This window comes from Perspicuibacillus lycopersici (assembly GCF_025660475.1).
GTDB lineage: Bacteria > Bacillota > Bacilli > Bacillales > Caldibacillaceae > Perspicuibacillus > Perspicuibacillus lycopersici.
The window spans coordinates 124,528-148,120 of the sequence record NZ_JAOUSF010000002.1 but is presented as its reverse complement, the minus strand read 5'-3'; the positions used below and the strand labels follow the sequence as shown (position 1 = coordinate 148,120).

At 36.9% G+C, this 23,593-nt stretch carries 24 protein-coding genes; 13 read left to right on the top strand and 11 right to left on the bottom strand.

Going from position 1 to position 23,593, the window contains the following annotated elements:
- Positions 1-27 precede the first annotated feature (27 nt).
- Positions 28-1,233: an MFS transporter gene (locus OEV98_RS04885; protein WP_263072096.1), complete on the top strand. Its 1,206-nt coding sequence runs from the start codon at positions 28-30 to the stop codon at positions 1,231-1,233.
- Positions 1,234-1,434: 201 nt separating this feature from the next.
- Here OEV98_RS04885 and OEV98_RS04880 read toward each other — a convergent pair whose 3' ends face one another.
- Together OEV98_RS04880 and OEV98_RS04875 are read right to left on the bottom strand one after the other, a co-directional pair.
- On the bottom strand, positions 1,435-2,475 hold the full coding sequence (locus OEV98_RS04880; RefSeq protein ID WP_263072095.1) for a DUF2804 domain-containing protein: 1,041 nt from the start codon (positions 2,473-2,475) through the stop codon (positions 1,435-1,437).
- An 85-nt stretch (positions 2,476-2,560) separates the two neighbouring features.
- Positions 2,561-4,216, bottom strand: a complete 1,656-nt coding sequence (locus tag OEV98_RS04875; RefSeq protein ID WP_263072093.1) for an FAD-binding dehydrogenase — start codon at positions 4,214-4,216, stop codon at positions 2,561-2,563.
- A gap of 204 nt (positions 4,217-4,420) precedes the next feature.
- Between OEV98_RS04875 and OEV98_RS04870 the strand changes: the two genes are divergently transcribed.
- On the top strand, positions 4,421-5,302 hold the full coding sequence (locus tag OEV98_RS04870; RefSeq protein ID WP_263072092.1) for an NAD-dependent epimerase/dehydratase family protein: 882 nt from the start codon (positions 4,421-4,423) through the stop codon (positions 5,300-5,302).
- 123 nt (positions 5,303-5,425) lie between these two features.
- Here the strand turns inward: OEV98_RS04870 and OEV98_RS04865 are convergent, their stop codons facing one another.
- From OEV98_RS04865 to OEV98_RS04850, 4 genes are all read right to left on the bottom strand, one after another.
- Positions 5,426-6,121, bottom strand: a complete 696-nt coding sequence (locus OEV98_RS04865) for an LrgB family protein (RefSeq protein WP_263072091.1) — start codon at positions 6,119-6,121, stop codon at positions 5,426-5,428.
- Positions 6,118-6,486 (bottom strand): CidA/LrgA family protein, encoded by a 369-nt coding sequence (locus OEV98_RS04860; RefSeq protein WP_263072090.1) that lies wholly within the window; start codon positions 6,484-6,486, stop codon positions 6,118-6,120. Before OEV98_RS04860 ends, OEV98_RS04865 begins: the two co-directional genes overlap by 4 nt.
- A gap of 137 nt (positions 6,487-6,623) precedes the next feature.
- Positions 6,624-7,493, bottom strand: a complete 870-nt coding sequence (locus tag OEV98_RS04855; RefSeq protein WP_263072088.1) for a LysR family transcriptional regulator — start codon at positions 7,491-7,493, stop codon at positions 6,624-6,626.
- Between the two features lie 326 nt (positions 7,494-7,819).
- Positions 7,820-8,728, bottom strand: coding sequence for an SDR family oxidoreductase (locus OEV98_RS04850; RefSeq protein ID WP_263072087.1), 909 nt, complete (start codon positions 8,726-8,728; stop codon positions 7,820-7,822).
- 157 nt (positions 8,729-8,885) lie between these two features.
- Here OEV98_RS04850 and OEV98_RS04845 point away from each other — a divergent pair, with 157 nt between their 5' ends.
- The 4 genes from OEV98_RS04845 (at position 8,886) to OEV98_RS04830 (ending at position 12,665) form a co-directional block, all read left to right on the top strand.
- Entirely contained in the window at positions 8,886-9,056 is a 171-nt protein-coding gene (locus OEV98_RS04845) for a hypothetical protein (RefSeq protein ID WP_263072086.1), read from the top strand.
- 1,266 nt (positions 9,057-10,322) lie between these two features.
- A complete protein-coding gene (locus OEV98_RS04840; protein ID WP_263072085.1) occupies positions 10,323-11,087 on the top strand; it encodes an amino acid ABC transporter substrate-binding protein in 765 nt (254 codons plus the stop codon).
- 159 nt (positions 11,088-11,246) lie between these two features.
- Positions 11,247-11,906, top strand: coding sequence for an amino acid ABC transporter permease (locus OEV98_RS04835; protein ID WP_263072084.1), 660 nt, complete (start codon positions 11,247-11,249; stop codon positions 11,904-11,906).
- Between the two features lie 15 nt (positions 11,907-11,921).
- Positions 11,922-12,665: an amino acid ABC transporter ATP-binding protein gene (locus OEV98_RS04830; protein WP_263072083.1), complete on the top strand. Its 744-nt coding sequence runs from the start codon at positions 11,922-11,924 to the stop codon at positions 12,663-12,665.
- Between the two features lie 74 nt (positions 12,666-12,739).
- Here OEV98_RS04830 and OEV98_RS04825 read toward each other — a convergent pair whose 3' ends face one another.
- On the bottom strand, positions 12,740-13,282 hold the full coding sequence (locus OEV98_RS04825) for a YdhK family protein (RefSeq protein ID WP_263072082.1): 543 nt from the start codon (positions 13,280-13,282) through the stop codon (positions 12,740-12,742).
- 259 nt (positions 13,283-13,541) lie between these two features.
- Here OEV98_RS04825 and OEV98_RS04820 point away from each other — a divergent pair, with 259 nt between their 5' ends.
- On the top strand, positions 13,542-14,015 hold the full coding sequence (locus OEV98_RS04820) for a flavin reductase family protein (protein WP_407676493.1): 474 nt from the start codon (positions 13,542-13,544) through the stop codon (positions 14,013-14,015).
- A 231-nt stretch (positions 14,016-14,246) separates the two neighbouring features.
- Here the strand turns inward: OEV98_RS04820 and OEV98_RS04815 are convergent, their stop codons facing one another.
- Complete coding sequence (locus OEV98_RS04815; protein WP_263072080.1) at positions 14,247-15,776, bottom strand: UDP-N-acetylmuramoyl-L-alanyl-D-glutamate--2,6-diaminopimelate ligase; 1,530 nt, start codon at positions 15,774-15,776, stop codon at positions 14,247-14,249.
- A gap of 280 nt (positions 15,777-16,056) precedes the next feature.
- Here OEV98_RS04815 and OEV98_RS04810 point away from each other — a divergent pair, with 280 nt between their 5' ends.
- Both OEV98_RS04810 and OEV98_RS04805 read left to right on the top strand, forming a co-directional pair.
- A complete protein-coding gene (locus tag OEV98_RS04810; RefSeq protein ID WP_263072079.1) occupies positions 16,057-17,040 on the top strand; it encodes a ring-cleaving dioxygenase in 984 nt (327 codons plus the stop codon).
- Positions 17,041-17,206: 166 nt separating this feature from the next.
- Positions 17,207-17,602: a VOC family protein gene (locus tag OEV98_RS04805; protein WP_263072078.1), complete on the top strand. Its 396-nt coding sequence runs from the start codon at positions 17,207-17,209 to the stop codon at positions 17,600-17,602.
- A 147-nt stretch (positions 17,603-17,749) separates the two neighbouring features.
- Here the strand turns inward: OEV98_RS04805 and OEV98_RS04800 are convergent, their stop codons facing one another.
- Both OEV98_RS04800 and OEV98_RS04795 read right to left on the bottom strand, forming a co-directional pair.
- Entirely contained in the window at positions 17,750-18,469 is a 720-nt protein-coding gene (locus OEV98_RS04800; RefSeq protein ID WP_263072077.1) for an anti-sigma factor, read from the bottom strand.
- A complete protein-coding gene (locus tag OEV98_RS04795; RefSeq protein ID WP_263072076.1) occupies positions 18,456-19,043 on the bottom strand; it encodes an RNA polymerase sigma factor in 588 nt (195 codons plus the stop codon). The genes OEV98_RS04800 and OEV98_RS04795 overlap by 14 nt, the downstream gene beginning before the upstream one ends.
- Positions 19,044-19,164: 121 nt before the next feature.
- On the opposite strand from OEV98_RS04795, the gene OEV98_RS04790 reads away from it, so the two are divergent.
- The 4 genes from OEV98_RS04790 (at position 19,165) to OEV98_RS04775 (ending at position 23,176) form a co-directional block, all read left to right on the top strand.
- Positions 19,165-20,319, top strand: a complete 1,155-nt coding sequence (locus OEV98_RS04790; protein ID WP_263072075.1) for a COG1470 family protein — start codon at positions 19,165-19,167, stop codon at positions 20,317-20,319.
- Positions 20,319-21,275, top strand: a complete 957-nt coding sequence (locus tag OEV98_RS04785; protein WP_407676490.1) for an ABC transporter ATP-binding protein — start codon at positions 20,319-20,321, stop codon at positions 21,273-21,275. The genes OEV98_RS04790 and OEV98_RS04785 overlap by 1 nt, the downstream gene beginning before the upstream one ends.
- Before the next feature lie 49 nt (positions 21,276-21,324).
- Positions 21,325-22,308, top strand: coding sequence for an ABC transporter permease (locus OEV98_RS04780; RefSeq protein WP_263072705.1), 984 nt, complete (start codon positions 21,325-21,327; stop codon positions 22,306-22,308).
- Between the two features lie 403 nt (positions 22,309-22,711).
- On the top strand, positions 22,712-23,176 hold the full coding sequence (locus OEV98_RS04775; protein WP_263072073.1) for a YwnF family protein: 465 nt from the start codon (positions 22,712-22,714) through the stop codon (positions 23,174-23,176).
- Between the two features lie 42 nt (positions 23,177-23,218).
- On the opposite strand, the gene OEV98_RS04770 is transcribed toward OEV98_RS04775, so the two are convergent.
- Positions 23,219-23,473: a YuzB family protein gene (locus OEV98_RS04770; RefSeq protein ID WP_263072072.1), complete on the bottom strand. Its 255-nt coding sequence runs from the start codon at positions 23,471-23,473 to the stop codon at positions 23,219-23,221.
- Positions 23,474-23,593: the final 120 nt, after the last annotated feature.

Here is a 23,593-nt window from a genome sequence, read left to right as displayed (position 1 = left end):
AAATAGAGAATACGGGAGAGTCTAACAATGACAACACTATTATTAATCATTATTTATTTAGCGTTTATTAGCTTAGGGTTACCAGATTCATTGCTTGGGGCTTCGTGGCCAGTGATGCAATCAAGTTTCCATGCTCCATTAGAAATAGCTGGATTGCTTTCGATGACCATTGCAGGATGTACCATTGTGTCGAGTTTAGTTAGCGGAACGTTACTGAAACGAATTGGGACTGGTAATCTTACATTAATTAGTAGCTTTATGACTGCTGCTGCATTATTAGGCTTCCATTTTGCACCATCCCTGCTTTGGATAGTATTATTAGCGATTCCACTCGGATTAGGTGCTGGAGCTGTAGATACAGGATTAAATAATTATGTTGCGACCCATTATAAGGCGCATCATATGAGTTGGTTACACTGCTTTTGGGGAATTGGAGCTACTCTAGGTCCAATTATCATGGCACAGTATATTTCCGGAGGGAATTCTTGGAGAAATGGGTATCTTACCATTTCGATTATTCAATTTGTATTAGTGCTTATTTTATTATTGTCTTTGCCTTTATGGAAAGGGGAAAACAATAATAACAACAATTTAACGAAAGAATTAGATGCATCAAGTGAACCAGTTAATCAAGAAACGGTTAAGCATATAAAACCATTGCAAATAAAAGGAGTTAATTTCGCATTACTATCTTTCTTATTTTATTGTGGAGTAGAATCCACCGTAGGGCTTTGGGGAAGTAGTTTTCTAGTAAATATGAGGGAATTATCAGCAGCGGTAGCAGCACAATGGGTATCTTTTTATTATGCAGGAATAACGATTGGTAGATTTATAACCGGCTTCATTACGTTTAAAATGACCAACCGTACACTAATTCGGATGGGACAAACCATTGCATTCGCTGGTTCTATCCTGTTAATTCTGCCATTGCCATCTGTTTTCTCGCTTGCAGGATTTATCATTATCGGATTAGGGCTAGCGCCAATTTTCCCATGTATGTTGCATGAAACACCAGAACGTTTTGGCAAGGAACAGTCTCAGAAAATAATGGGCTTTCAAATGGCTGTGGCCTATACAGGGAGTACATTCCTACCACCGCTACTTGGCTTTTTCGCATCCTACACAACCATTGGTATTTTCCCAATTTGTATCGTGTTTTTTGTAGCAGCAATGCTAGTTAGTTCGGAAAAATTGAATCTCCTATTAAAAAAGAAGAATATTGTACAGCAGTAGATACTAGCTTAATATATATTTTTAATTAGGAAAATTATTAAAAAGATTGCTCAATAATAGGAATAAATGAAGAGAGCTAGTAGGGTTTTAGTTATCGCCTTCTAGCTCTCTTATTTAATGTGCTTACTCTTATTCTAATATAAGGCAAAAAGTAAGGAGGCTTGTTATTATTACTTGTCATGTTTCCAAATTAGAATTAGCTCAAAGTCTTGCGCGCATCGATTCGCAAACACCGCGGACATTATTCACTTTTCTTCCAGAGACATTTCCGGTATAAGTACCAACAAGCTGCCAATAGTCAATGGATGCAACAACGAGCTGATGCTTAACACCTTTACGATCCTCAGGAGTGAAAGTAACGTCTAAACGTCCATCGGCAGAGGTGATTCGCCATGGAGAAAGGGGATCCTCGGAAATTTGTGTGAACGTGATATTTGCAAGAGGTTCACAAGCTCCAGGTGTCCATAAACAGGATTCCTCATCAGTTTCAGGTACTACTGGTCGGTTGGCAAAATTCGCACCGATTATCCCCTCTTGTGTTAGGACAGCAAATGTACCCCACAACCAAGTTGTCCGGTAGGGAAGGAAGGTTCGATGCTCGTCAAGCACTACTAGATCGCGGGAAGGATCAAATGTGTAGCTACGACTTCCGACAGTTACTTTACCAGACGCTGGGTATGCTACTTTATGCGTGTACATTGCTCCTCCTGGCAGTGGGGAGCTAACCGACAATGGTACAGTAGACCTTGCCCCGTTGAGCTCAAGATCCATAATAATTGCTTCTTGGTCTACAGTGGATTTGACAGATACCTGGATTCGATGTTGTCCCTCTGGTTTGTCTGACCATTTGTAACTAATTTGATAGCCTTTACAGTCAATAGTCTGCGTACTTGGAAATAGCTTAGGAGATAAGTGTAATGAACCACCTCTAACATTGCGACTATGCTCTACCATACCGTATCGGTCGCGTACATAAATTTCTGAGCTAGCAAGATAATGTGCCTCCTGCAGAATCATTGAGGAGGATAGCTCCGGATGAAGAAGAGTGAATCCGACCCACTCCTTTAGGCGAAGCCTGCGTAAAGCTCTTGGAATTCTAGACGAAGCATCGAGCGGGTCGACGATATGTGGTCTTGCTTTGAATCTCCCGTGGTGACGTACTCCATCAACAACAAGTTGTGCTTCCTTATCTTTAATTGAATTAGTTTTTATACTATTACGAATAGAATCTGCTTGTTTCATTTCAATTACCCCTTAATAATTATTTGGCTATAAAAATTCAAATATCAAAAACTGTTGTTTCATGGAAATACAAAAAAATAGTTAACTAGATTAAACTATTAGCTATCGCTCTCCCAGCTACACGTCCAGTAAATAAACAGCCGCCAAGAAAGGTTCCTTCTAACGCCCGATATCCATGAACACCTCCGCCTCCAAATCCAGAGGCTTCTCCTGCAGCAAATAAACCAGGAATTGGTTCACCATTACCATTGAGTACTTGTCCGTTTAGATTGGTTTGCAGGCCACCTAAAGTTTTTCGACTAACTATATGTAAACGAACCGCAATAAGAGGTCCATTTTTCGGGTCCAATACTTTATGTGGGGAGGCGACACGGATTAATTTATCACCAATATAGTGACGAGCGCCACGGATAGCAGTAATCTGTAGATCCTTCGTAAATGTATTCTCCATTTCGCGATCCCTTGCTTTAATTTGTCGTTCAATAGTTTGCAAATGAAGTAAAGGTTCTTTAGTTAATTTATTCATGCCATCAACAAGATCTGCTAAATTGTCGGCTATAATAAAATCCTCTCCATTATCCATAAATGCTTGAACAGGTGCTGGAACACCAGAAAGTGCTCTTCCTAACACCTTTTTTATGCTCTTCCCAGTAAGATCAGGGTTTTGTTCCGAACCAGAAAGTGCAAATTCCTTTTCAATCATTGCATGTGTTAGGATAAACCAGGAATAATCATACCCTGTTTTTTGAATGGCGGCTAATGTGCCTAACGTATCAAAACCAGGAAAATTAGGTGCTGGAAAGCGCTGTCCCAATGCATCTAACCATATAGACGAGGGTCCAGGTAAAATTCGGATGCCATGATTGGACCATATTGGATTCCAATTTTTAATTCCTTCTGTGTAATGCCACATTCGGTCGCGATTTACCATTCGTCCGCCCGCTGCTTCTGTTATTCCAAGTAATTTCCCGTCAACATGGGCAGGTACACCGGAGAGCATATGCTTTGGAGGTTTACCGAGACGGGATGGCCAATTTTTCCGAACTAAATCGTGATTACCGCCAATACCACCACTAGTGATTAATACTGCCTGTGCTTGATAGTTAAATGTGCCAATGATTTCCCTGCTGCTTTCCATTCCCCTTTCAATCGTACTTGGAATTAGATTGGAACCTTCTACCCCAGTAATTACCCCGTTAGTTTTTATGAGGTTTTCCACTCGGTGTCTTGGTAAAAAATTTACCAATCCTGCCTTCATATGTTCCCTTACTCTTCGTTCAAAAGGGGCAACAATACCAGGACCTGTTCCCCAAACAATATGAAATCGAGGAACCGAGTTCCCATGGCCATCGGCAAGATATCCTCCACGCTCAGCCCAACCAACAACTGGAAAAAAGCGAACTCCCATGCTATGCAACCAGGCGCGTTTTTCCCCTGCAGCAAAATCAACATATGCTTCCGCCCACTTTAGTCCCCAATAGTCTTCGTCATCCAATCGGTCAAAACCCGCGGTCCCTAACCAATCCTGCCATGCAAGCTCTTTAGAGTCTTTTATTCCTAGCCGTCGTTGCTCCGGTGAGTTGACGAGAAACAGTCCGCCAAAGGACCACCATGCTTGCCCTCCGAATGCCACTTCTGGCTCTTGATCCAAGAGTAGTACTTTTTTGCCCGTATCCGCAATTTCAGCAGTTGACACTAGCCCAGCTAAACCAGCACCTACGACAATAACGTCAAAGTCCATCACATACCCTCCCTTTCTCAAACCCTATATTATTTAGAATTTTTAGTAATGAAAAATGTCAACTTTAAGTGTATACGCTTTCATTCATGTGCGTCAATAAAATATTTTTCATTAGAATGGTAGTTCACATGAGGGAATAAGCATTATAATAGAAATGTTAAAAAATAAATATTTTTTTAAAAATTTTATAAAGGGGAAGCTCAAATGAAAAATATATTAGTACTCGGCGGCACACGATTTTTTGGAAGGAAATTAGTGGAAACGTTATTGGAAGATGGTCATCATGTGACAATTATTACGAGAGGTAAGCTAGGAAATCCATTCGGTAAAAAAGTCGAACATTTAATTGCAGATCGTACAGATAAGACTGCGCTTGCTAAATTAGTAGAAGGTCGATTCTTTGATATCGTCTATGATAATATTTGCTATTCACCTAATGAAGCTTCTGCCTTTTGCGAACTATTTAACGATAAAATAGGGAAGCTTGTGTGCACTTCCACACTTTCAACTTATAATTCCGATGGAAAAGTAAAATTAGAGACGGATTTTGATCCATATCATTATGAGATACGGATGGGGAACAGCACTGACTTTTCCTATGGAGAAGGTAAACGACAAGCTGAGGCAGTTTTCTTTCAACGAGGGAACTTCCCTGTTGTAGCAGTCCGGTTTCCCATTGTAATGGGGACAGATGATTATACGCGCCGGTTGCATTTTCACATTGAGCGAACGGCAAATGAAGAGCCAATCAAATTTGTTAATATGGAAGCAGAAATGTCATTTATCCATGCAACCGAAGCTGCCCAATTTTTAAAATGGGTGGGGATGACAGCAGTAGAGGGTCCGTTTAATGCAACGGCAAATGGAAAAATATCGCTAGCTGAATTAATGCATTTAGTGGAAAGTGCTACTGGAAAATCAGCAAAAATTGTATTTGAAGGACCCGATGATATCTATTCCCCATATGCGATTTCCCAGTCTTGGTATATGTCAAACGACAAGGCGACTGAAAAGGGGTTCCATTTTACAAATTTACATAACTGGTTAAACCCATTAGTGGAGGAAATTGCTGGAAGGAAAGAATAATAGAGTAGCTCGATTTGGAAAGAATTATTGTTTTGATGGAATGATGAAGGAAAGTAAATCATGAAAAAAAAGGAACCTGATCGTTGCTGAATCCATTGAAAGCTTCAGCATTGGTCAGACTCCTTAATGAAGATGGAATATATTCATTAGTGCTGGAATGAGCAAGCTTGCCCAAGCAAGTGTAATCCATGCGGCAAAAATCATTGCAAGGGTAGAAAAGGTTGCTTCTTGCTCCCCATATTCCATTGCTTTTGATGTTCCAACCCCATGTGCACTCATTCCAAGCGCTAAACCTCGAGCTATCGGGGACTTAATCGATAGCCATTTAATCTCATATGGGCCAATAATTCCGCCAATAATTCCCGTAATAATGACAAAAATCGTTGTTAATGTAGGCAATCCACCGATTTCCTTTGATACTTCAATTGCAATGGGGGTCGTAATGGAACGTGGAAGCACACTAATGATATAATCGGCATTTAATCCGAGCACCATGGCAAGTGCAAACGAGGAAAAGATAGCGACTAAAGTTCCAGCCGTTACGCTTACAATAATATTTGCAATATATTTTTTTACTAAATGAAAATGTTTATAAATAGGAATAGCGAACGCAACGGTTGCCGGTCCTAACATAAAAGTCAGTAATTTCGACGCATGTGCATATGTGTCGGTTGAGATATTTAGTGACTTTATTAAAATAATGATTAACATGGGGCTAATTAATAACGGATGTAGGAGCGGAAAGTTCCATTTTTTATTTGCCTTTTTTGTGAATCGATAAATAAGAAAGGTCAGGATAGTGAAAATGATAAGATTCATTTAGTAGCACTTCCTTTATGTTTTTGTATGGAATCGGCAATAAAAGCAGTAGTACCTAAAACAATAAACGTGCTTATTCCAATTAATAAAATCATTTCCATTCCTTTCATCCCAAGAATCTCTTCATAATCGACAATACCTACTGCGGATGGAATAAAGAATAAAAGCAATTCTGCTAGTAACCAGTTTCCACCCTTTTCGATCCATTCTATTTTCACAAGCTTTAAAAAAAGTGCGAGTAAAAGAACGAGTAAACCAATCATGGAAGCAGGAATCGGAATCGGTACATAGCTTTTAATACCAACACCGATAAAAAAGAATAAATGTATCAATAATATTTGTAAAATAGTAGTAATTAATTTCATTTATATCCCTTCCTATTCTAAGGAAGGAGCAAAGTATAGCTCCTTGTTAGTAAAACTATAAATGAAATACTACTACGCTTTTGGTTATTCGTAAAATACATAAATGCTATAGATGTAATAACAAAAAGTTATAATGATTAGTCCGTGAAAAACTCAATAAAGCGTTTTGTTGCATAGGAAATGTATTTGTCTTTTTTCGTAATCACACCTAAATTCCATGGAGTGACTGGTTCAAGGCTAATGATTTTAACATGTTTATTTTCCACTCGTTCACAAATTGATTCTGGCAGTATCGTAATTCCGAGATTTGCGCCAACCATTTCGGACATTAAATCCCATTGGGAACTTTTGAACAATATTTTTGGCTCAAAGCCTTCTTGGATAAATTTTTTCCACATTATATCGTGAAGTGCAAAATCCTCGTGGTAAAAGATAAATTCTTCATTCTTTAACTCTTTTAAATGTATTCGGTCTCGTTTTGCAAGTGGATGATTAATATTTATAAGTAGCTTCATTTCATCTTCCACGATTGGATAGACATGAAACACTTCTTCATCGACTGGAAGAACAGCTACACCGACCTCAAATTCTCCCTTTTCCACCGATTTAACAACCTTTGCTCCACCATATTCGGTAATATTAATCGAGATATTCGGATATTCTTTATGAAATTCAGCCATTACTTTAGGAAAGTATAGACTTCCAATAATTGGCGGAATTCCAATACTAATCGACCCTCTTTTTAAACTCGTTAAATCCTCTAATGTTGTTTGCATTTCTTCTACTAAGGAAAGGATTCGTTCGGCATATTCCAGGACAATTAATCCGCCATCCGTTACTTCACTCGTTTTATTGGAACGGTTGATAAGTGTAATACCAAGTTCCTCTTCAAGACTTTTAATCATTTTACTAAGTGCTGGCTGTGAAATGTGAAGCGATTCCGATGCTTTCGTAAAATTTTTATACTTTGCTGCCTCAAGAAAATATATTAATTGTCGTAGCTCCAATGAATAAACCTCCAGTGGTGAAAATGATATAAGATAGATAGCTACTAGCAGGTTTAGTAATCTCTCTGTTAGTATAGCATGTACTCCTTGGTATGAAAAAATAGTGAAGAAGCTTGATGTAGTAATTTTTACAAAAGGAAAGGAGAAAAGGGAGAAAATAAAAAAAGCTGGTGATTTCTCGCCAGCAGGGAACTATCATTGTATAAAATTATTTTTCATGAATTTTCTTTCCTTAATTCGCCATTTGGACATGAATAGAACCGTACAATGGCGGAAAGTGAAACAACAGCAGGTATTTTTAGACTAGGTACAATATTATTGGACGGTTATGCAAACACTTGCCCGCCATTAACATGAATCGTTTGTCCTGTAACAAAACGCGAATCATCAGAAGCTAAATAGACGAATGCAGGGGCAACCTCGAATGGCTGTCCTTGGCGATCCATTGGATTTCCCGCAATGGTGACTTGATCAGCAGAAAAACTAGAAGGGATTAGTGGCGTCCATATTTTACCAGGAGCAATGGCATTTACTCGAATTCCTTTTTTTACTAAATTTCTTGCGAGTGCACGTGTGAATCCAAGGTTTGCTGCTTTAGTGGCGGTATAATCAATCAATTGATCATTTCCTTCAAAGGCAACAACAGAAGTAGTATTAATGATTGAACTACCTGCTTTTAAGTATTTTAATGCTCTTCTCGTAGTATAGAAATGAGAGTAGATATTCACCTTAAACGTATCATCAAACTGTTCATCCGTAATGTCGAGTAAGCTTAACTGCTGGAATTGGATACCGACGTGATTACATAATATATGAAGTGTTCCAAATGCGTCGATTGTTTTATCGACAATTTCACTGCAATGTTGTTTTTCTCGAAGATCACCAGGTAATAGTAAACAGCGTTGACCTAATTCTTCAATACGTTTTTTTGTTCGATTTGCATCCTCGTGCTCGTCAAAATAAGAAATTGCAACATCTGCCCCTTCTTTAGCAAATGCAATGGCCGCAGCAGCTCCCATACCACTGTCCCCACCAGTAATCAATGCTACTTTTCCTTTTAGCTTCCCACTTCCTATATAATTTGGATTTTCAATAATTGGTCTAGGTACCATTATCCCCTCGACGCCAGGCTGGCGATATTGTCTTTGCTCTGGAACCGTAATTGCAACCTCTTCAAACTGAGTAATTTTTCCGTAATTAGGATACATTGGATAGTTGTCATTATGATTTGACATTTCTATAGAAACCTCCTATATCAGTACGTTTGCTACATACATTATGTCAGTTAGGCAACTATCGTGCTTGGATATAACGGGATAAAAAAGAACAAGCTCCGCTTATCAAGGAAATGAATACGATAAAAAGAGGAAAGAACATTTAGGAGGAATTGGAATGCAATACTACTACAGCCCAGAAGTAAAATTATTATTAATCAATCATTCGAATGAAAAAGAGCAAATGCTTTATGATGAAAACAAAAATTTACTATTTGTGCCAAAGATAGGACCAAGACCACCATTTTACACAAACCCAGTATATGAACATTATTATCCGATTATATAATTTTAGCTTTTATGGATTGGATGGGAGACAGAGGATTCATGCTTTTCATAGGGCATGAATCCGAGATTAGGAGAGATTGTATGAAAAGGAAAGTGAGCCAAAACAGGTTCAAAAATCCGATAGAGAGGTTTTATGAAAAGGAAAGTGAGCTAAAACAGGCTGAAAAATGCGTTAGAGAGATTTTATCAAGAGGAAAGTGAGCCAAAAATAAAGCCCAAATCGGTTAGAGAGGTATTATCAAAAGGAAAGTGAAACCAAATAGGCTGAAAAATCCGATAGAGGGGTATTATCAAGAGGAAAGTGAGCCAAAACAGGTTCAAAAATCCGTTAGAGAGATTGAATCAAAAGGAAAGTGAAACCAAATAGGCTGAAAAATCCGATAGAGAGGTATTATCAAGAGGAAAGTGAGCCAAAACAGGTTCAAAAATCTGTTAGAGAGATTGAATCAAAAGGAAAGTGAGCCCAAAACAAAGCAGAAATCCGTTAGAGAGGTCTTATTAAAAGGAAAGTGAGCCCAAAACAAAGCAGAAATCCGTTAGAGAGGTCTTATTAAAAGGAAAGTGAGCCCAAATAGGCTGAAAAATCCGATAGAGGGGTATTATCAAGAGGAAAGTGAGCCAAAACAGGTTCAAAAATCCGTTAGAGAGATTGAATCAAAAGAAAAGTGAGCCCAAATAGGCTGAAAAATCCGTTAGAGAGGTATTATCAAGAGGAAAGTGAGCCAAAACAGGTTCAAAAATCCGTTAGATAGATTGAATCAAAAGGAAAGTAAGCCCAAAACAAAGCCCATATCGGTTAGAGAGGTATTATCAAAAGGAAAGTAAGCCCAAAACAGTGCCGAAATCCGTTAGAAGGCTAGAATCAAAAGGAAAGTAACCCCCAAAAAAATCCCCAAAATTCGCTTGAAAAGGAATACTATCCGAAATACTAACAATAATGCTAAGCAATATCCATCTGCCAAAGATGATTACACCGAAGTCTAGCAATCTTACATAACAAATGAAAATTCCCAATATCGACCATCCAAAAAATTATTACGCCTCTAGAACATGCTTGTGTACGTTTATAAACTCCAAAAACCAACTACACCAAAAAACACTTTACTGTGATAACGTGATAATAAATTAAAAAACACAATTGACACAATAATGAAATCATGCTACTATAAGTTTACTAATTTAACAATTTAATTCATTAGCAAACTAAAGCGACAAGCCAAAAAAACAAAAAAACAAAAATAATATAATTAGATAGGTGGAATTCTACATGAAACGTTTAACAGCAATGATTTTATTTGTACTTATGCTATCGTTCTTAGCAGCATGCTCTAATTCTGGACAAGCGGAAGATAAGATTGTCATTGGAATTGATGATACATTTGCACCAATGGGATTCCGCGATGAAAGCAATGAAATTGTTGGATTTGATATCGACCTTGCGAAAGCTGCTGCAGAAAAAATGGGAGTAGAGGTCGAGTTTCAACCAATTGATTGGTCAACAAAGGAAACTGAATTAAATAGTGGCCGTATTGATCTTATTTGGAACGGCTATACCATTACAGATGAAAGAAAAGAAAAGGTACTATTTACTAAGCCATATTTAGCAAATGCACAAGTAATTGTTACATTAGCAGACTCGAATATTACAAATCTATCCGATTTAGCTGGAAAAAAAGTTGGACTACAGGGACTTTCCTCTGCAAGTGATGCATTAAATAGTAATCCAATTAGTTCTGAGGTTGAAATTACAGAGTACAAGGATAATGTATTAGCATTAACCGATTTAAAAAATGGACGTGTTGATGCAGTTGTAATTGATGAAGTAGTTATCGACTATTATATGGCGCAAGAAAAAGGCACCTACCAAGTAGTGGATGAATCATTAGCGCCTGAGGAGTATGCAGTTGGTGTTAGCAAAAAGAATGAAGCATTATTAGAAAAGGTGCAAAAAGCAATGGATGAAATGGTAGAGGACGGAACAGCTGCCGATATTTCAGAAAAATGGTTCGGAACCGATAAAGTACTAAATTAAACAATAATGGCGATACTAGTAAGAAATAAAAAGTAGAACCTGAGGATGTCTCAAAGCTAACGGGTCAAACCCAATTGAGTCATCCTCTTATGTTGTTTTCAAGGAATAATTAGAATGCTACGAAAGTTCATTTAGATTTGTTTGGGAGGAACTTAATATATGTCAATTGACTATATGAATACAATACTTCGACCGATGTTGGAAGGAGCACAAGTGACAATACTGTTATTTTTCATTGTCATTGTTTTTTCCATACCATTAGGTTTTCTTTTAACATTAGCGGTAAGAAGCAGTATTAAGCCACTAGCTTGGATTGCACAAGCCTATATATTTGTCGTAAGAGGGACGCCACTATTACTACAATTATTAGTCATTTGTTTTGGACTGCCAATGCTACCGGGCATTGGAGAATTTTTAGTGCTTCCACGTTTTATGGCTGCATGCATCGGATTTGTTTTAAATTATGCTGCTTATTTTGCTGAAATTTTCCGCGGTGGACTTTTAGCGATTGATAAGGGACAATATGAAGCAGCACAAGTACTTGGAATGAATAAGTGGCAATCATTTTCACGCATTATTCTTCCGCAAATGTTCCGTGTCGCACTTCCTGCGGTATCGAATGAGTCGATTACATTAGTAAAGGATACGTCTCTGCTATATGCTGTTGCCGTCCCGGAATTATTGCATTTTGCACAAACAGCGGTAAATCGTGACTTCAGCATCGTACCTTATTTCTTTGCAGGTCTCATTTATTTAATCATTACATTCATTTTAACAATAGTACTGAAAAAACTAGAAAAACGAATGAAATTTGAATAAGAAAGAGTGATTGGAGTGTCATTAATCGAGGTTGCTAAGCTTAAAAAAGCTTATGGAGATATCGACGTATTAAAACAAATTAGTTTTGGGGTTAATAAAAATGATGTAGTTGCGATGATCGGACCTTCTGGGTCTGGAAAAAGCACATTACTTCGAAGCCTTGTCCATTTAGAAAACATCGATGGCGGAAGTATTTCGATTGCTGGTGACTATTTAGTAAATGAAGGAATTTATGCAAAGCCTCCTGAAATAAAGAAAATAACGGCAAAAATGGGCATGGTTTTTCAGCATTTTAATTTATTTCCTCATTTAACTGTGAAGGAAAATTTGGAAATTGCTCCGAAAATGGTGAAGAAGGAATTATCTATGGTCTTGGAAAAGCGAAGCAGGGAGCTTTTAGCAAAAGTAGGGCTGGAAAATCGTGCATCCGCCTATCCTGCTAAATTATCTGGTGGGCAAAAACAGCGAGTGGCGATTGCGAGAGCGCTAATGATGGAACCAGAAATATTACTTTTTGATGAGCCAACTTCCGCACTAGATCCGGAATTAACCGGAGAAGTTCTTCAAGTAATGAAGGATTTAGCAGAGGAGCAAATGACGATGATTGTGGTCACACATGAAATGGGGTTTGCGAAAGAGGTTGCCAATAAGGTTGTGTTTATGGACAAAGGAGAAATACTAGAAACTGGGAAACCTAACGAATTATTTGATCATCCGAAAAATGAACGGACAAAATTATTTTTGCAACGTGTTAATTAAGAAACGATGGAACAAAAAATATATCCCACCGATAGGCTATTTGCAGAAATCGTGGGATATTTTTTTATTTACTATTAATGTAATGGTGAAAGCTCGTTTTCCGTCACCCATTTATGATTTTTCACTTCGTCTCCAGAGGTAGTTAGTGGGAAATCAACCATGTATACGGTTGTTTGTTCTGCAGATTCAATAGTAGCAGTTGCATTTTTCATTCCTTCCATATGATCTGCTTCAAGAATAACTACTTCACCAGTATGATAAGGTTTTTCTCTTGTGTCTTTGATTTCTTCATGAATGACCCATTTATGATTTTTTACTTTTTCTCCACCGGTTGTTGGAGTATAGGATACGGTATAGACCGTTGTCCGATAGGCGCCAACGATTATAGAAACGGCACCTTTCATTCCCTCCATATGATTAGCTTGGATAATAGCCTTCGTTCCAACAGGATAAGTTGGATTTTCCTCCTTTTTTAATCCCTCTGGCACTTCACCTGAACTCGAATGATGCATATGTTCATGATTATTTGTATCTGTTGGACTTGCATCGTCCGTACATGCAGACAATAAGAAAATAGCTAGTAGTCCGAAAATAATGAAATAGAATTTCTTCCTCATAGACACCTCTCCCTTAAAAGGTTTCAATAAAATAATATACCGTACTAGGGTATGTATATAAAAAGAAATTTATTATCAGCTTGCACAATTCTTTTTCTATTTTTCCGAGGAAATTTAGTAATCATGAATTATTTAAAAAAAGAATATAATGTTCCAATCGGTTTAGTTTAAATAATTTCCTTTGAAAGTTAAAAACAATGGAAGGTGGGCGGTTATTCAGTTGAATAATGAGAAAAAGGAGTTCCTGTTTAAGGAAGTGATGGGGAATTATCCGACGGGAGTTACGATTGTGACTACTGTAACGGAAACGGGAATTCCTCTTGGATTAACCGTAAATTCTATTGCATCGGTGTCAATAGATCCATTATTGATTCTTTGGTCAATTGATAAATCAGTGTCTTCCTATCCAGAATTTATGAAAACAGGGCATTTTGCCATTCATATATTGGCAGAGGACCAACGGGATATTTGTATATTATTTGCGACAAAGGGCATTGACCGTTTTAAACATTGTACATGGGAGTTTTCCAATATTCCATTGCCGATTCTGACAGGAACAGCTAGTGTCCTACAATGTAGAACGTATCGAACAATTGAAGCGGGAGACCATACGATTATTATCGGAGAGGTGCTTTCTATTCAAAATTTTGATAAGGAACCACTTCTTTATCATAGAAGAATATTTGGACCAATTCCGAAAGAATTTTATAAAGGAAGTGAGGATGGGACATAAGTAATTTTTTGAAAAGGTTTCTTATACCAAAATAAGAATTGAATACTTTTGAAAGTTGATTGGAGTGAAGAAGCAACTCCTGCGGGAATAGCCCGTGCTAAAAGACCCCGGAGGAATGCAGTGAGGTCTAGCCGGGCTAACGGAAAGCGCCACCTATTGCGGAAATCAATTTTATCAAGTAAAGTATCTTTTTTCGTTTTGTCCTAGTCTCTTTTGTGCTAATACGAGAATTTAATTGGGATATATTTCAAAATCTTCATCTTCCATTGTACCTTGGGAAAGAAGTGCATCGTCATCTTGAAAATGTTTACGATAATTTTGTTCCATCACATACAATACCGTCTCTTTATCGGATTCTGTTGGGAGCTGAAATAATTGTTTATATTTTTCATGTCCTTTGCCGGTAATTAATATCCAATCCTGGGCATGACTATTTTCCATTGCCCATTGAATGGCTAATGTACGATCGGTAATTATTCTCCCTTTTTCATTTCCATAGTTTGTCTGTAATTGATTTAATTGTTGCGTCATCGCTGATTCTGACATACTGTTTAAATCATCAAATGTTAAAATATATCGGTCACTTAAAATAGAAGAAACAGTCAACATTTCTTTTCTTTTGCTTATATCCCGGTCCCCTCGAAACCCAAAAATATGTGTAATATGATTGGCACTAAATTGTTTTGCGGTTGTTAAACAATGCAATACTGCATCTTGTGTATGTGCGTAATCTACAATAATGGTTGCCCCATTAGTATGCTTGAACATTTCAAATCGGCCATTCACTCCTCGGAATTTACTGAGTGAGGACATAATCGCTGATTTATTAATCCCAAAGAGAGTGGCACAAGTGTAGGCCATTAAAATATTGTACATATTGTGAACACCAGCAATAGGGGATTTCATTTGAATTAAATCATTATTATCGGAAAATTCAATGGTTGAATTATTAAAGGAACGAATTTGCATCTGATTAGCTGGTGCTTTGCCGATGGAATATACAGGAATCCGACGCATTTTTAAAATGTTAGCAAGTTTTTCTCCCCATGGATTATCCGAATTCACAATAGCTTTTCCATGCTTTTTTAGATAATCAAATAATAAAAGTTTTGTCTGAAAATAATTATCCATTGTTTCGTGATAATCTAAATGCTCATGATCGAGATTCGTGAATAAGCAATAATCAAATTCTATCCCCTCGACACGATGCTGTGATAAACCGTGAGAGGATACCTCCATTATAACAACCTCATCCTTACTTTCCGCCAATATTTTTTGCAGCACTAGTGCACTTGGTGTTGTATTATAGCTATGAAAAACTTCACCATTGATAATATTCTCAATTGTACCGATTAGGGTACACGTTTTCCCACTGTTTTCTAGTAAATGCTTTATTAAATAACTAGTAGTAGTTTTCCCATTGGTACCGGTAATGCCAACCATTGTTTTATTTGCAGCAGGATTGTTGTAAAAGTTTTTTGCAATTTGACCGACTGCCTTTCGACTGTTATCTACTTGTAGGTAAGGAATGCTTGTTTTATATGACATTGGTTTTTCTCCAATGATGATAGCTGCTCCATTAGCAATTGCTTCTTCAATATAATCATGCCCATCTGTATGAATCCCTTTTACTGCGATAAATAAGAAATTGTCTGCAACTTCCATAGAATTATCAGCAATACCGATAATCTCGAGGTTTTCTAGATATTTTGGAAGATTCGATTCGAATGGCAAATTTTTAAGTACATGCTTTAATTTCATAAATGCTGTGCTCCTCAAAAAAATACATAATGATTAACAAGGTTCAGGTAATACAACGTAATGCGCCCTTTTACTTTTTATACTATTTGTCAATTAGCGGCTTCTCATTCTTAATTCATCTTGACAGAAACGGAGGGGAGTGTTATATTTATCTCGAATTAAAAATATCTTAATTAAGAACAATTGGATAAGCAAACAACGGCAGGGCATTTTATTACAAAATGAGTCTGTCGATCATCTAGATTATTGTGTGGATAAAAATATGACTGGAGGAGCTATTATGAATCACTTAAAAGGGATGCACCATGTAACAGCAATTACAAGTAGTGCGGAAAAGAATTATGAATTTTTCACATATGTATTGGGAATGCGCCTAGTAAAGAAAACGGTGAATCAGGATGATATTCAAACGTATCATTTATTTTTTGCAGATGATAAGGGCAGCGCTGGTACAGATATGACCTTCTTTGATTTCCCTGGAATTCCAAAAGGAACCCATGGAACGAATGAAATATATAAAACTTCACTACGCGTACCAAGTGATGCTGCATTACAATATTGGGTAAAACGTTTTGACCGATTAAAAGTGACACACACAGGCATTAAAGAAATATTTGGAAGAAAAACATTGTCCTTCATAGATTTTGATGAGCAACAATATCAATTAATTTCGGACGAACATGATCATGGCGTTCCATCTGGTACACCATGGGAAAAAGGACCAATTCCACTAGAATATGCGATTACTGGATTAGGACCAGTTGTCGTGCGAGTAGCCTATTTTGATTATTTTAAAGAAGTAATGGAAAAAGTATTGCTCTTTAAGGAAACGGCACGAGAAGGACAATTACATTTATTTGAAGTTGGTGACGGTGGAAATGGCGGATCGGTAATCATTGAGCATAATGTGATTCTTCCCCAAGGACGTCAAGGCTTTGGTACGATTCACCATGCGGCATTCCGAGTAAATGATCGCTCTGTGCTAGACGAGTGGGAAGAACGGATGCATAGCTTTGGATTACAAACATCTGGATATGTTAATCGCTATTATTTTGAGTCATTGTATACGAGAGTGTCTCCACATATTTTATTTGAACTAGCAACAGACGGCCCAGGATTTATGGGGGACGAACCGTACGAAACACTCGGAGAAAAATTATCATTACCACCGTTCTTTGAATCGAAGCGTGAAGAAATTGAAAAACTAGTTCGTCCAATTAACACAGTAAGAAGTACGATTACTTTTGAAAAAGAATATGAATAAGCTTTATTGAAACGCCTTTCCTAATGGAGAGGCGTTTCTTTGTGCTGAGGATGGCAAGAAGAGTGTCCCATCTGTTTATGAAACGAAAGGTCCAGTATATATGCTATGATTTGATTATAATGATGGAATGATGTGAAATAATGAAAAATAGAATGGAGGAATGAAAATGAAAAAGCTTGTCCCACATTTTCGGATAAAAAATTGTAAAGAGGCGATACAATATTATCAAAAGGTTTTTGGTGGAGAAATAAAGAATACACAGCTTAGTGATGGTATTGACATGTTTAAAGGGCATGAAGGAAAATACATCCATGCAGAATTACATATTAATGAAAATGTCATTCTTTATATGGCGGATGTTTTTGACGAAAACATTGTTAATGGCAACAGTATTTTAATGGGTCCAGATCTTGATAGTGAAGAGGAAATCGTGAAAATATATGAGGAACTATCAAAGGATGGGAAAATTATGATGAATTTACAGGACACCTTTTGGGGAGCTAAACACGGTATTGTTAAAGATAAATATGGTATTTCATGGGAACTTAACTATACGAAATAGTCGCTTTGAAAATTTTAAAGGAATACGGAACCTATATTGTTTAATATAAAATCCTAATCAGAAAGGATACACACCGCATACCTATAAAAAAGCAGTGTGTACTCCTTCGCTGATAATACTTGACTGGATGGTTTCCGAGCATGTTTGTTATTTATTCCCCATCTCCACAATAAAAGTTTCTGGACCAGTAGGCGAAACACTTCCACCCTTCGGCTCAATACTAGCCTTAATTATTTTTAACGGAACGTCTTCCTCCCCTTTAAAAAATAATCTCGTCGAACCTTCTTCGATTGGAAGTACCTCTCCAATCATTTGGTTATCATTATAAATGATCCATAATTGATAATCCTTATTTGATAGCTGGACAAGCCCCTCAACTTCTACTAATAATTCTTGGGTATGATGGTTAATCCATATATTTCCATGTACAGGATTTGAATTAGAAACAGGAACAATATTCCATTGCTTCGTGTCAGGATAGTGCTGAAAATCAATATTTTCAATTTCGTCATTATGTGCAATTTCATATGATTTATGTTGTGGTTGTTTATTTGCATATAAGCCTAAAAAAAGTAGTAATATTGCTGCTACACTCGAGATTGTAAATATTATTTTTCGATTTTTACTTTCTCGTCGTGGTGCACTTTTTTCCTGTAGCTGCATCCATATTTTTTCCTTTAGTTGATCCGAAGGTACTTTTTGCACATTGCTTTCTACGTTTATTATAGATTGCCATTGCTGAAGACGATTTGCACATTGCTCACATTCTTTAATATGTAGTATGAGCTGTGACTGTCGATCTACATCTAATTTTCCAAGCAAGTAATCGATTATGAATGGTTCGTCGATATGCTTATGAAATTTCATTTTTCTTTTCACCTCCGCTAGATTCAATCCAATGAACCAATGTTTTTTGTTTCCGTAGGTTATTTAATCCATAGCGAATCAACGATTTTATCGAGCCTAGCGGTTTATCCATTATAGCGGCAATTTGTTGATGTGTTTCTCCTTGAAAATAGGAACGAATAATGACTTCTCGTTGCTCCAATGGGATTTTCTCTAGCGCACTGCGAACAAGATGCTGCTCTAATTCTATTAAAAATTGTAAATCCGCACCCTTTTCCTCCATTGTTAGCAATCCTTCTAATCTATTAATAAGAAGTGGCTGTTTTTTCCGTAAGCGATCAATGGCACGACTTTTTGTCTTCACGGCAATCCATGCTTTTACACTACCTTTTGTCGCCTTGTATTGCTTTGACTTTTGTAGTATTTCAATAAATACATCCTGTGTAATATCCTCTGCCTCTCCAGTATCTCTAACAATATGAAACGCAATGTTATAAACAAAGGAACTATAGAGCTGATAAAAGCTGTCAAATGCATGACGAGATCCATTTGTAATCTCTTTTAGTAAATGAATGCTTCGTTCATTGTCATCCATAAGATTCCCTCCTATTACAGGATTTTTCACGTAAATTTTACAACTTTTTTTCAAAAAAACAAATCCAAATAAATTTTTTTTACGTACCAATTTTGAAAAAATAAAAAGGGGGATTATCCAAATGATTAAGAAGGCGTTCATCATTCTATCAATCGTATTTTTATCGGTCGCTTTAGGAGGTGTGAAGCAAACTTTTGCAGCAGGAAATATTTCATTATTCACGCCATATACCGGTTTGTCTGTCACACCAGGGGAAACAGTGGATTACTCCATTGATGTAATAAACAGTGGATCCACGATTCAAAATATGTCATTTACTATGGAAAATTTACCGAAGGGATGGGATTACTCACTAACCGCGAATGGTAAAGATATTCGGGAGCTAGCTGTACGTGGTAACAGTGAAGAAACGATTAATTTAGAACTAACGGTACCACTGGAAGTGAAAAAAGCAGATTACCGCTTTCAATTAGTTGCATCAGATGGTAGCAGCTCTAGTAGTTTAGCATTTCTCGTTACGGTTTCTGAACAAGGATCGTTTGAAACAGAATTAACATCAGAGCAAACAAATTTACAAGGACATGCCGATTCTTCGTTTTCCTATACGATTTCCTTAAAAAACCGTACAGCAAATACGCAAAATTATGCACTAAGCTCAGCAGCAGGTGAAGGTTGGAATGTTACCTTCAAATCAGGATCCGATTCGATTACATCGGTTGAATTAGATACAAATGAATCAAAGGATATTACGGTTGATGTGAAACCACCAGAAAATATTAAGGCAGGTACGTATGAAATCCCAATTAAAGCTGCTACGAGCAGTACAGCTGCTGATCTAACATTAGAAGCAGTTATTACTGGAACCTACGGTATTGAAATCACGACTCCATCAGGCAACTTAAGTACCGATATTACTGCCGGGGATGATCGGGTCATTGATTTAGTAGTAAAAAATACAGGTACTAGCCCATTAAAGGATGTTTCCATTAGTGCTAATACGCCACCAAATTGGGAATCTGAATTCGATAATAGCTCGATTGCGGAAATTGCACCAGGGGAGTCGAAAACGGTAAAAGCAACGATAAAAGCAGATAATGATGCAATTGCAGGAGATTATGTGACAACATTTACGGCATCGACTGCAGAAACATCATCTGATGCAGCCTTCCGTATTTCAGTAGAAACCTCGACATTATGGGGGGCAGTAGCAATTATTATCATTTTAGTTGTTATTGGTGGGCTATATTATATTTTTAGAAAATATGGGAGGAGATAATGTTGGGAGAACCAATTATCGCACTGGAAAATATATCAAAACGATACGATCAGCATGATGCAGTAAATCAGCTATCTCTTACCATATCGAAAGGAGAAATTTTTGGATTACTCGGGCCAAATGGAGCAGGAAAAACAACCACGATTTTAATGATGCTTGGACTGAGTGAGCCGACTTCTGGTAGTGTCCGTGTATGTGGTATTGATTCCACCCATAATCCGATCGAGGTGAAACGAAGAGTAGGTTATTTACCAGATGATGTTGGATTTTACCAGCATATGACAGGTATGGAGAATCTACTATATACAGCGGTATTGAATGGGATATCAAGAAAAGACGCCGAGCAACGAGCCTATGAATTATTAGGGAAAGTAAATTTGCTGGAAGCTGCCCATAAAAAAGCAGGGAAGTATTCAAGAGGGATGAGGCAACGACTAGGTTTAGCAGATGTATTAATGAAAAACCCAGACGTCATTATTTTAGATGAACCTACCCTAGGTATCGATCCAGAAGGTGTCCGTGATTTTTTAGCACTAATAAAAGAGTTGAATGAAAAGGAGAAGCTTACCGTATTATTATCGTCTCATCATTTACATCAAGTGCAGCAAATTTGTGATCGTGTTGGAATTTTTGTTGATGGGAAATTATTGGCGCTTGGAAATGTAGCGAGCCTTGCGAAACAACTATTTTTAGAAGATACGTTTGTCATTCATGTATCCGCCTCGCCGGTCAGTAAGGAACTAGTAGATAAGCTCCGCAGCATACCTGCTGTTCACCAAGTGGATAGAGTGGATAATGAATTAGATATTTATTGCGATCAGGATGTGACCGCAACGATTAGCAAAATAGTGGTAGAATCTGGTTCTTCTTTATTTTATATAAGCAGAAAAGATTTTGGGCTTGACGAAATTTATCACCGTTATTTTGAAGGGCGTGAGTTAAATGGATCTCGCTAAGTGGAAGAATAAATGGAAGGAAAACCTTCATTCGATAAAAAAACAAGAAATGAATAAGGAGAAAATCGCTAAAGGAGTATTTTTTGCAATTGTCCGGAAGGAATTTACGGATTATATTACGAGCTGGCGCATCATTATTTTATTGTTCCTTATTCTATTAACCTGTGTTGGCTCATTATATACCGCGATTACATCGATTCAGGATGCCATTGATGCTTCTGATGAAGCAAAGGCAATTGCTAGAGATTCCTATTTATTTCTCCAATTATTTACGATTTCTGATGGAACATTGCCATCCTTTATCACATTTGTCGGATTTTTAGGACCGTTATTAGGGATTGCCTTAGGATTTGATGCAATTAATTCGGAGCGTAATAAAGGAACATTAAGTCGATTAATGGCACAACCAATTCCAAGGGATTATGTCATAAATGGAAAATTCGTATCTGCTTTATTACTAAATATTGTAATGTTCCTTTCACTCGGGTTATTAGTGATGGCATTTGGAATCATTCTATTAGGTGTACCACCAACCTTTGAAGAGTTTGCGAGAATTATTTGTTTTTTATTTTTATGTATTGCCTATATTGCCTTTTGGTTGAATTTAGGTATTTTGTTTTCGGTATGCTTTCGGCAAGCAGCAACCTCTGCTCTTTCTAGTATAGCAGTATGGCTATTTTTCAGTGTATTTTATTCCATGATTATTGACTTGATTTCCAAATCGATTCTGAATCCGGAAGCGATGACAAGTGTAGAGCAAGCGATTAGTCGCCAAGGATTTGTATTAAATTTATATCGATTATCACCAAACTATTTATTTAGTGAATCGACTACAACATTGTTATCTCCAACGGTACGAAGCTTAGGACCGTTAACAACGGAGCAAACTGCTGGAGCAGTCGTTAGTCCATTACCTTTAGATCAAAGTATTTTACTAATATGGCCTCAGCTTACAGGGGTAATCGCAGCTACATTAATTTGCTTTGCCATCGCCTATCTTTTATTTATGAAACAAGAAATTCGATCGAATTAGGAAGGAAAGGTTTGTATTGTAAAAACTATCCTAGAATGATGATAACTAGGATAGTTTTGTTTTATATGCATATGTTTTGACATTGACTGCTATTTTTTGTATCATGAAAGTAATTAAATAGCCATTCCTTAAGGGGAGTAGCTTTAACATTAAAGTCGTCATTACAGAGCTGTAGCTCTCGGCTTTAGTGGCAACGGACGTTGTTAGCCAGACCTTACCTGCATATGTTAGGTAGGTCTTTTTTGTTTTAAATTAGCAAGCACACTACCTAATAAAAACATTTTCTTGCCAACTTTCATAGATAATTAACAATATCAGGTTTAAATAGCAGAAAAAAGGCGTACGATTATAGTGCAAGTTGCAGTCTTTCATGGGAATGAATAAATGGTAAAGGATGATTGATATGGATAACTTTATTACAGGTAGTTTTCCAGAAAGTATAAAAAAAGAATTGGAAGCCATCCAACGCTTAATATTACCTTTGGCGAAGAAAACATCAAAATACATGTTTTGGACATTTCCACTTATTGGGATTTCCATTTTTAATATCATTTATTTGTTGTTCTTTACGGAAAGAGCAACAAATATTTATGTCATGTTAGTGATCTATGCAATTATCGGAGCAATTGGCTTATCTTTATTAAAAGAAACGAAGCTCAACAAAAAAGAAATTGAAAAAATAGGAATTCGTTATATTGTTGGTAGAATTAAAAAGAGTCGTTTCGTTCCCGAGGACAGAAAAAATCAATATATCCATAAGATAAAAATAACTCCAATGGTAGCGATGGAGCAATTCGTGAAGTTTTTACAAGAGGAAGAACGGTTGGGACGTCACGCACAAGCAGCTCCAAAGGAATTGAAAAATTAATAGAAAGACTTGCCGAGTGAAATGGCAAGTCTTTTTTATCGATTATAATTGTTCTTTTAGCTTTTTCAGTAATTCCTCCGGTGTGTTTGCATCAATAAATTTATGATTAATTAATGCATAGGGGGAACACTCGCATTCATCACAAAAGCTTAAACAATCCATTTCCCGAAACTTGATACTATGTTTATCTATAAATTCTTCTAATTCATCCAATGCATCGTCATTATAAAAGCGATCAAAATTATTCGTACAAAACTCCACTTTTATTGTTTGCTTTTTCTTTGTAAAAAGGCCCAAGATGAATACACCCCAAACGCATTTTTCTTTAAGGCTCTTTTCTAAAGGATTGTTGTTATTCCATGATATTGTTTTTATTACAAATAGCAACAATCTATACGAAAACAGCTTTCTTTTATT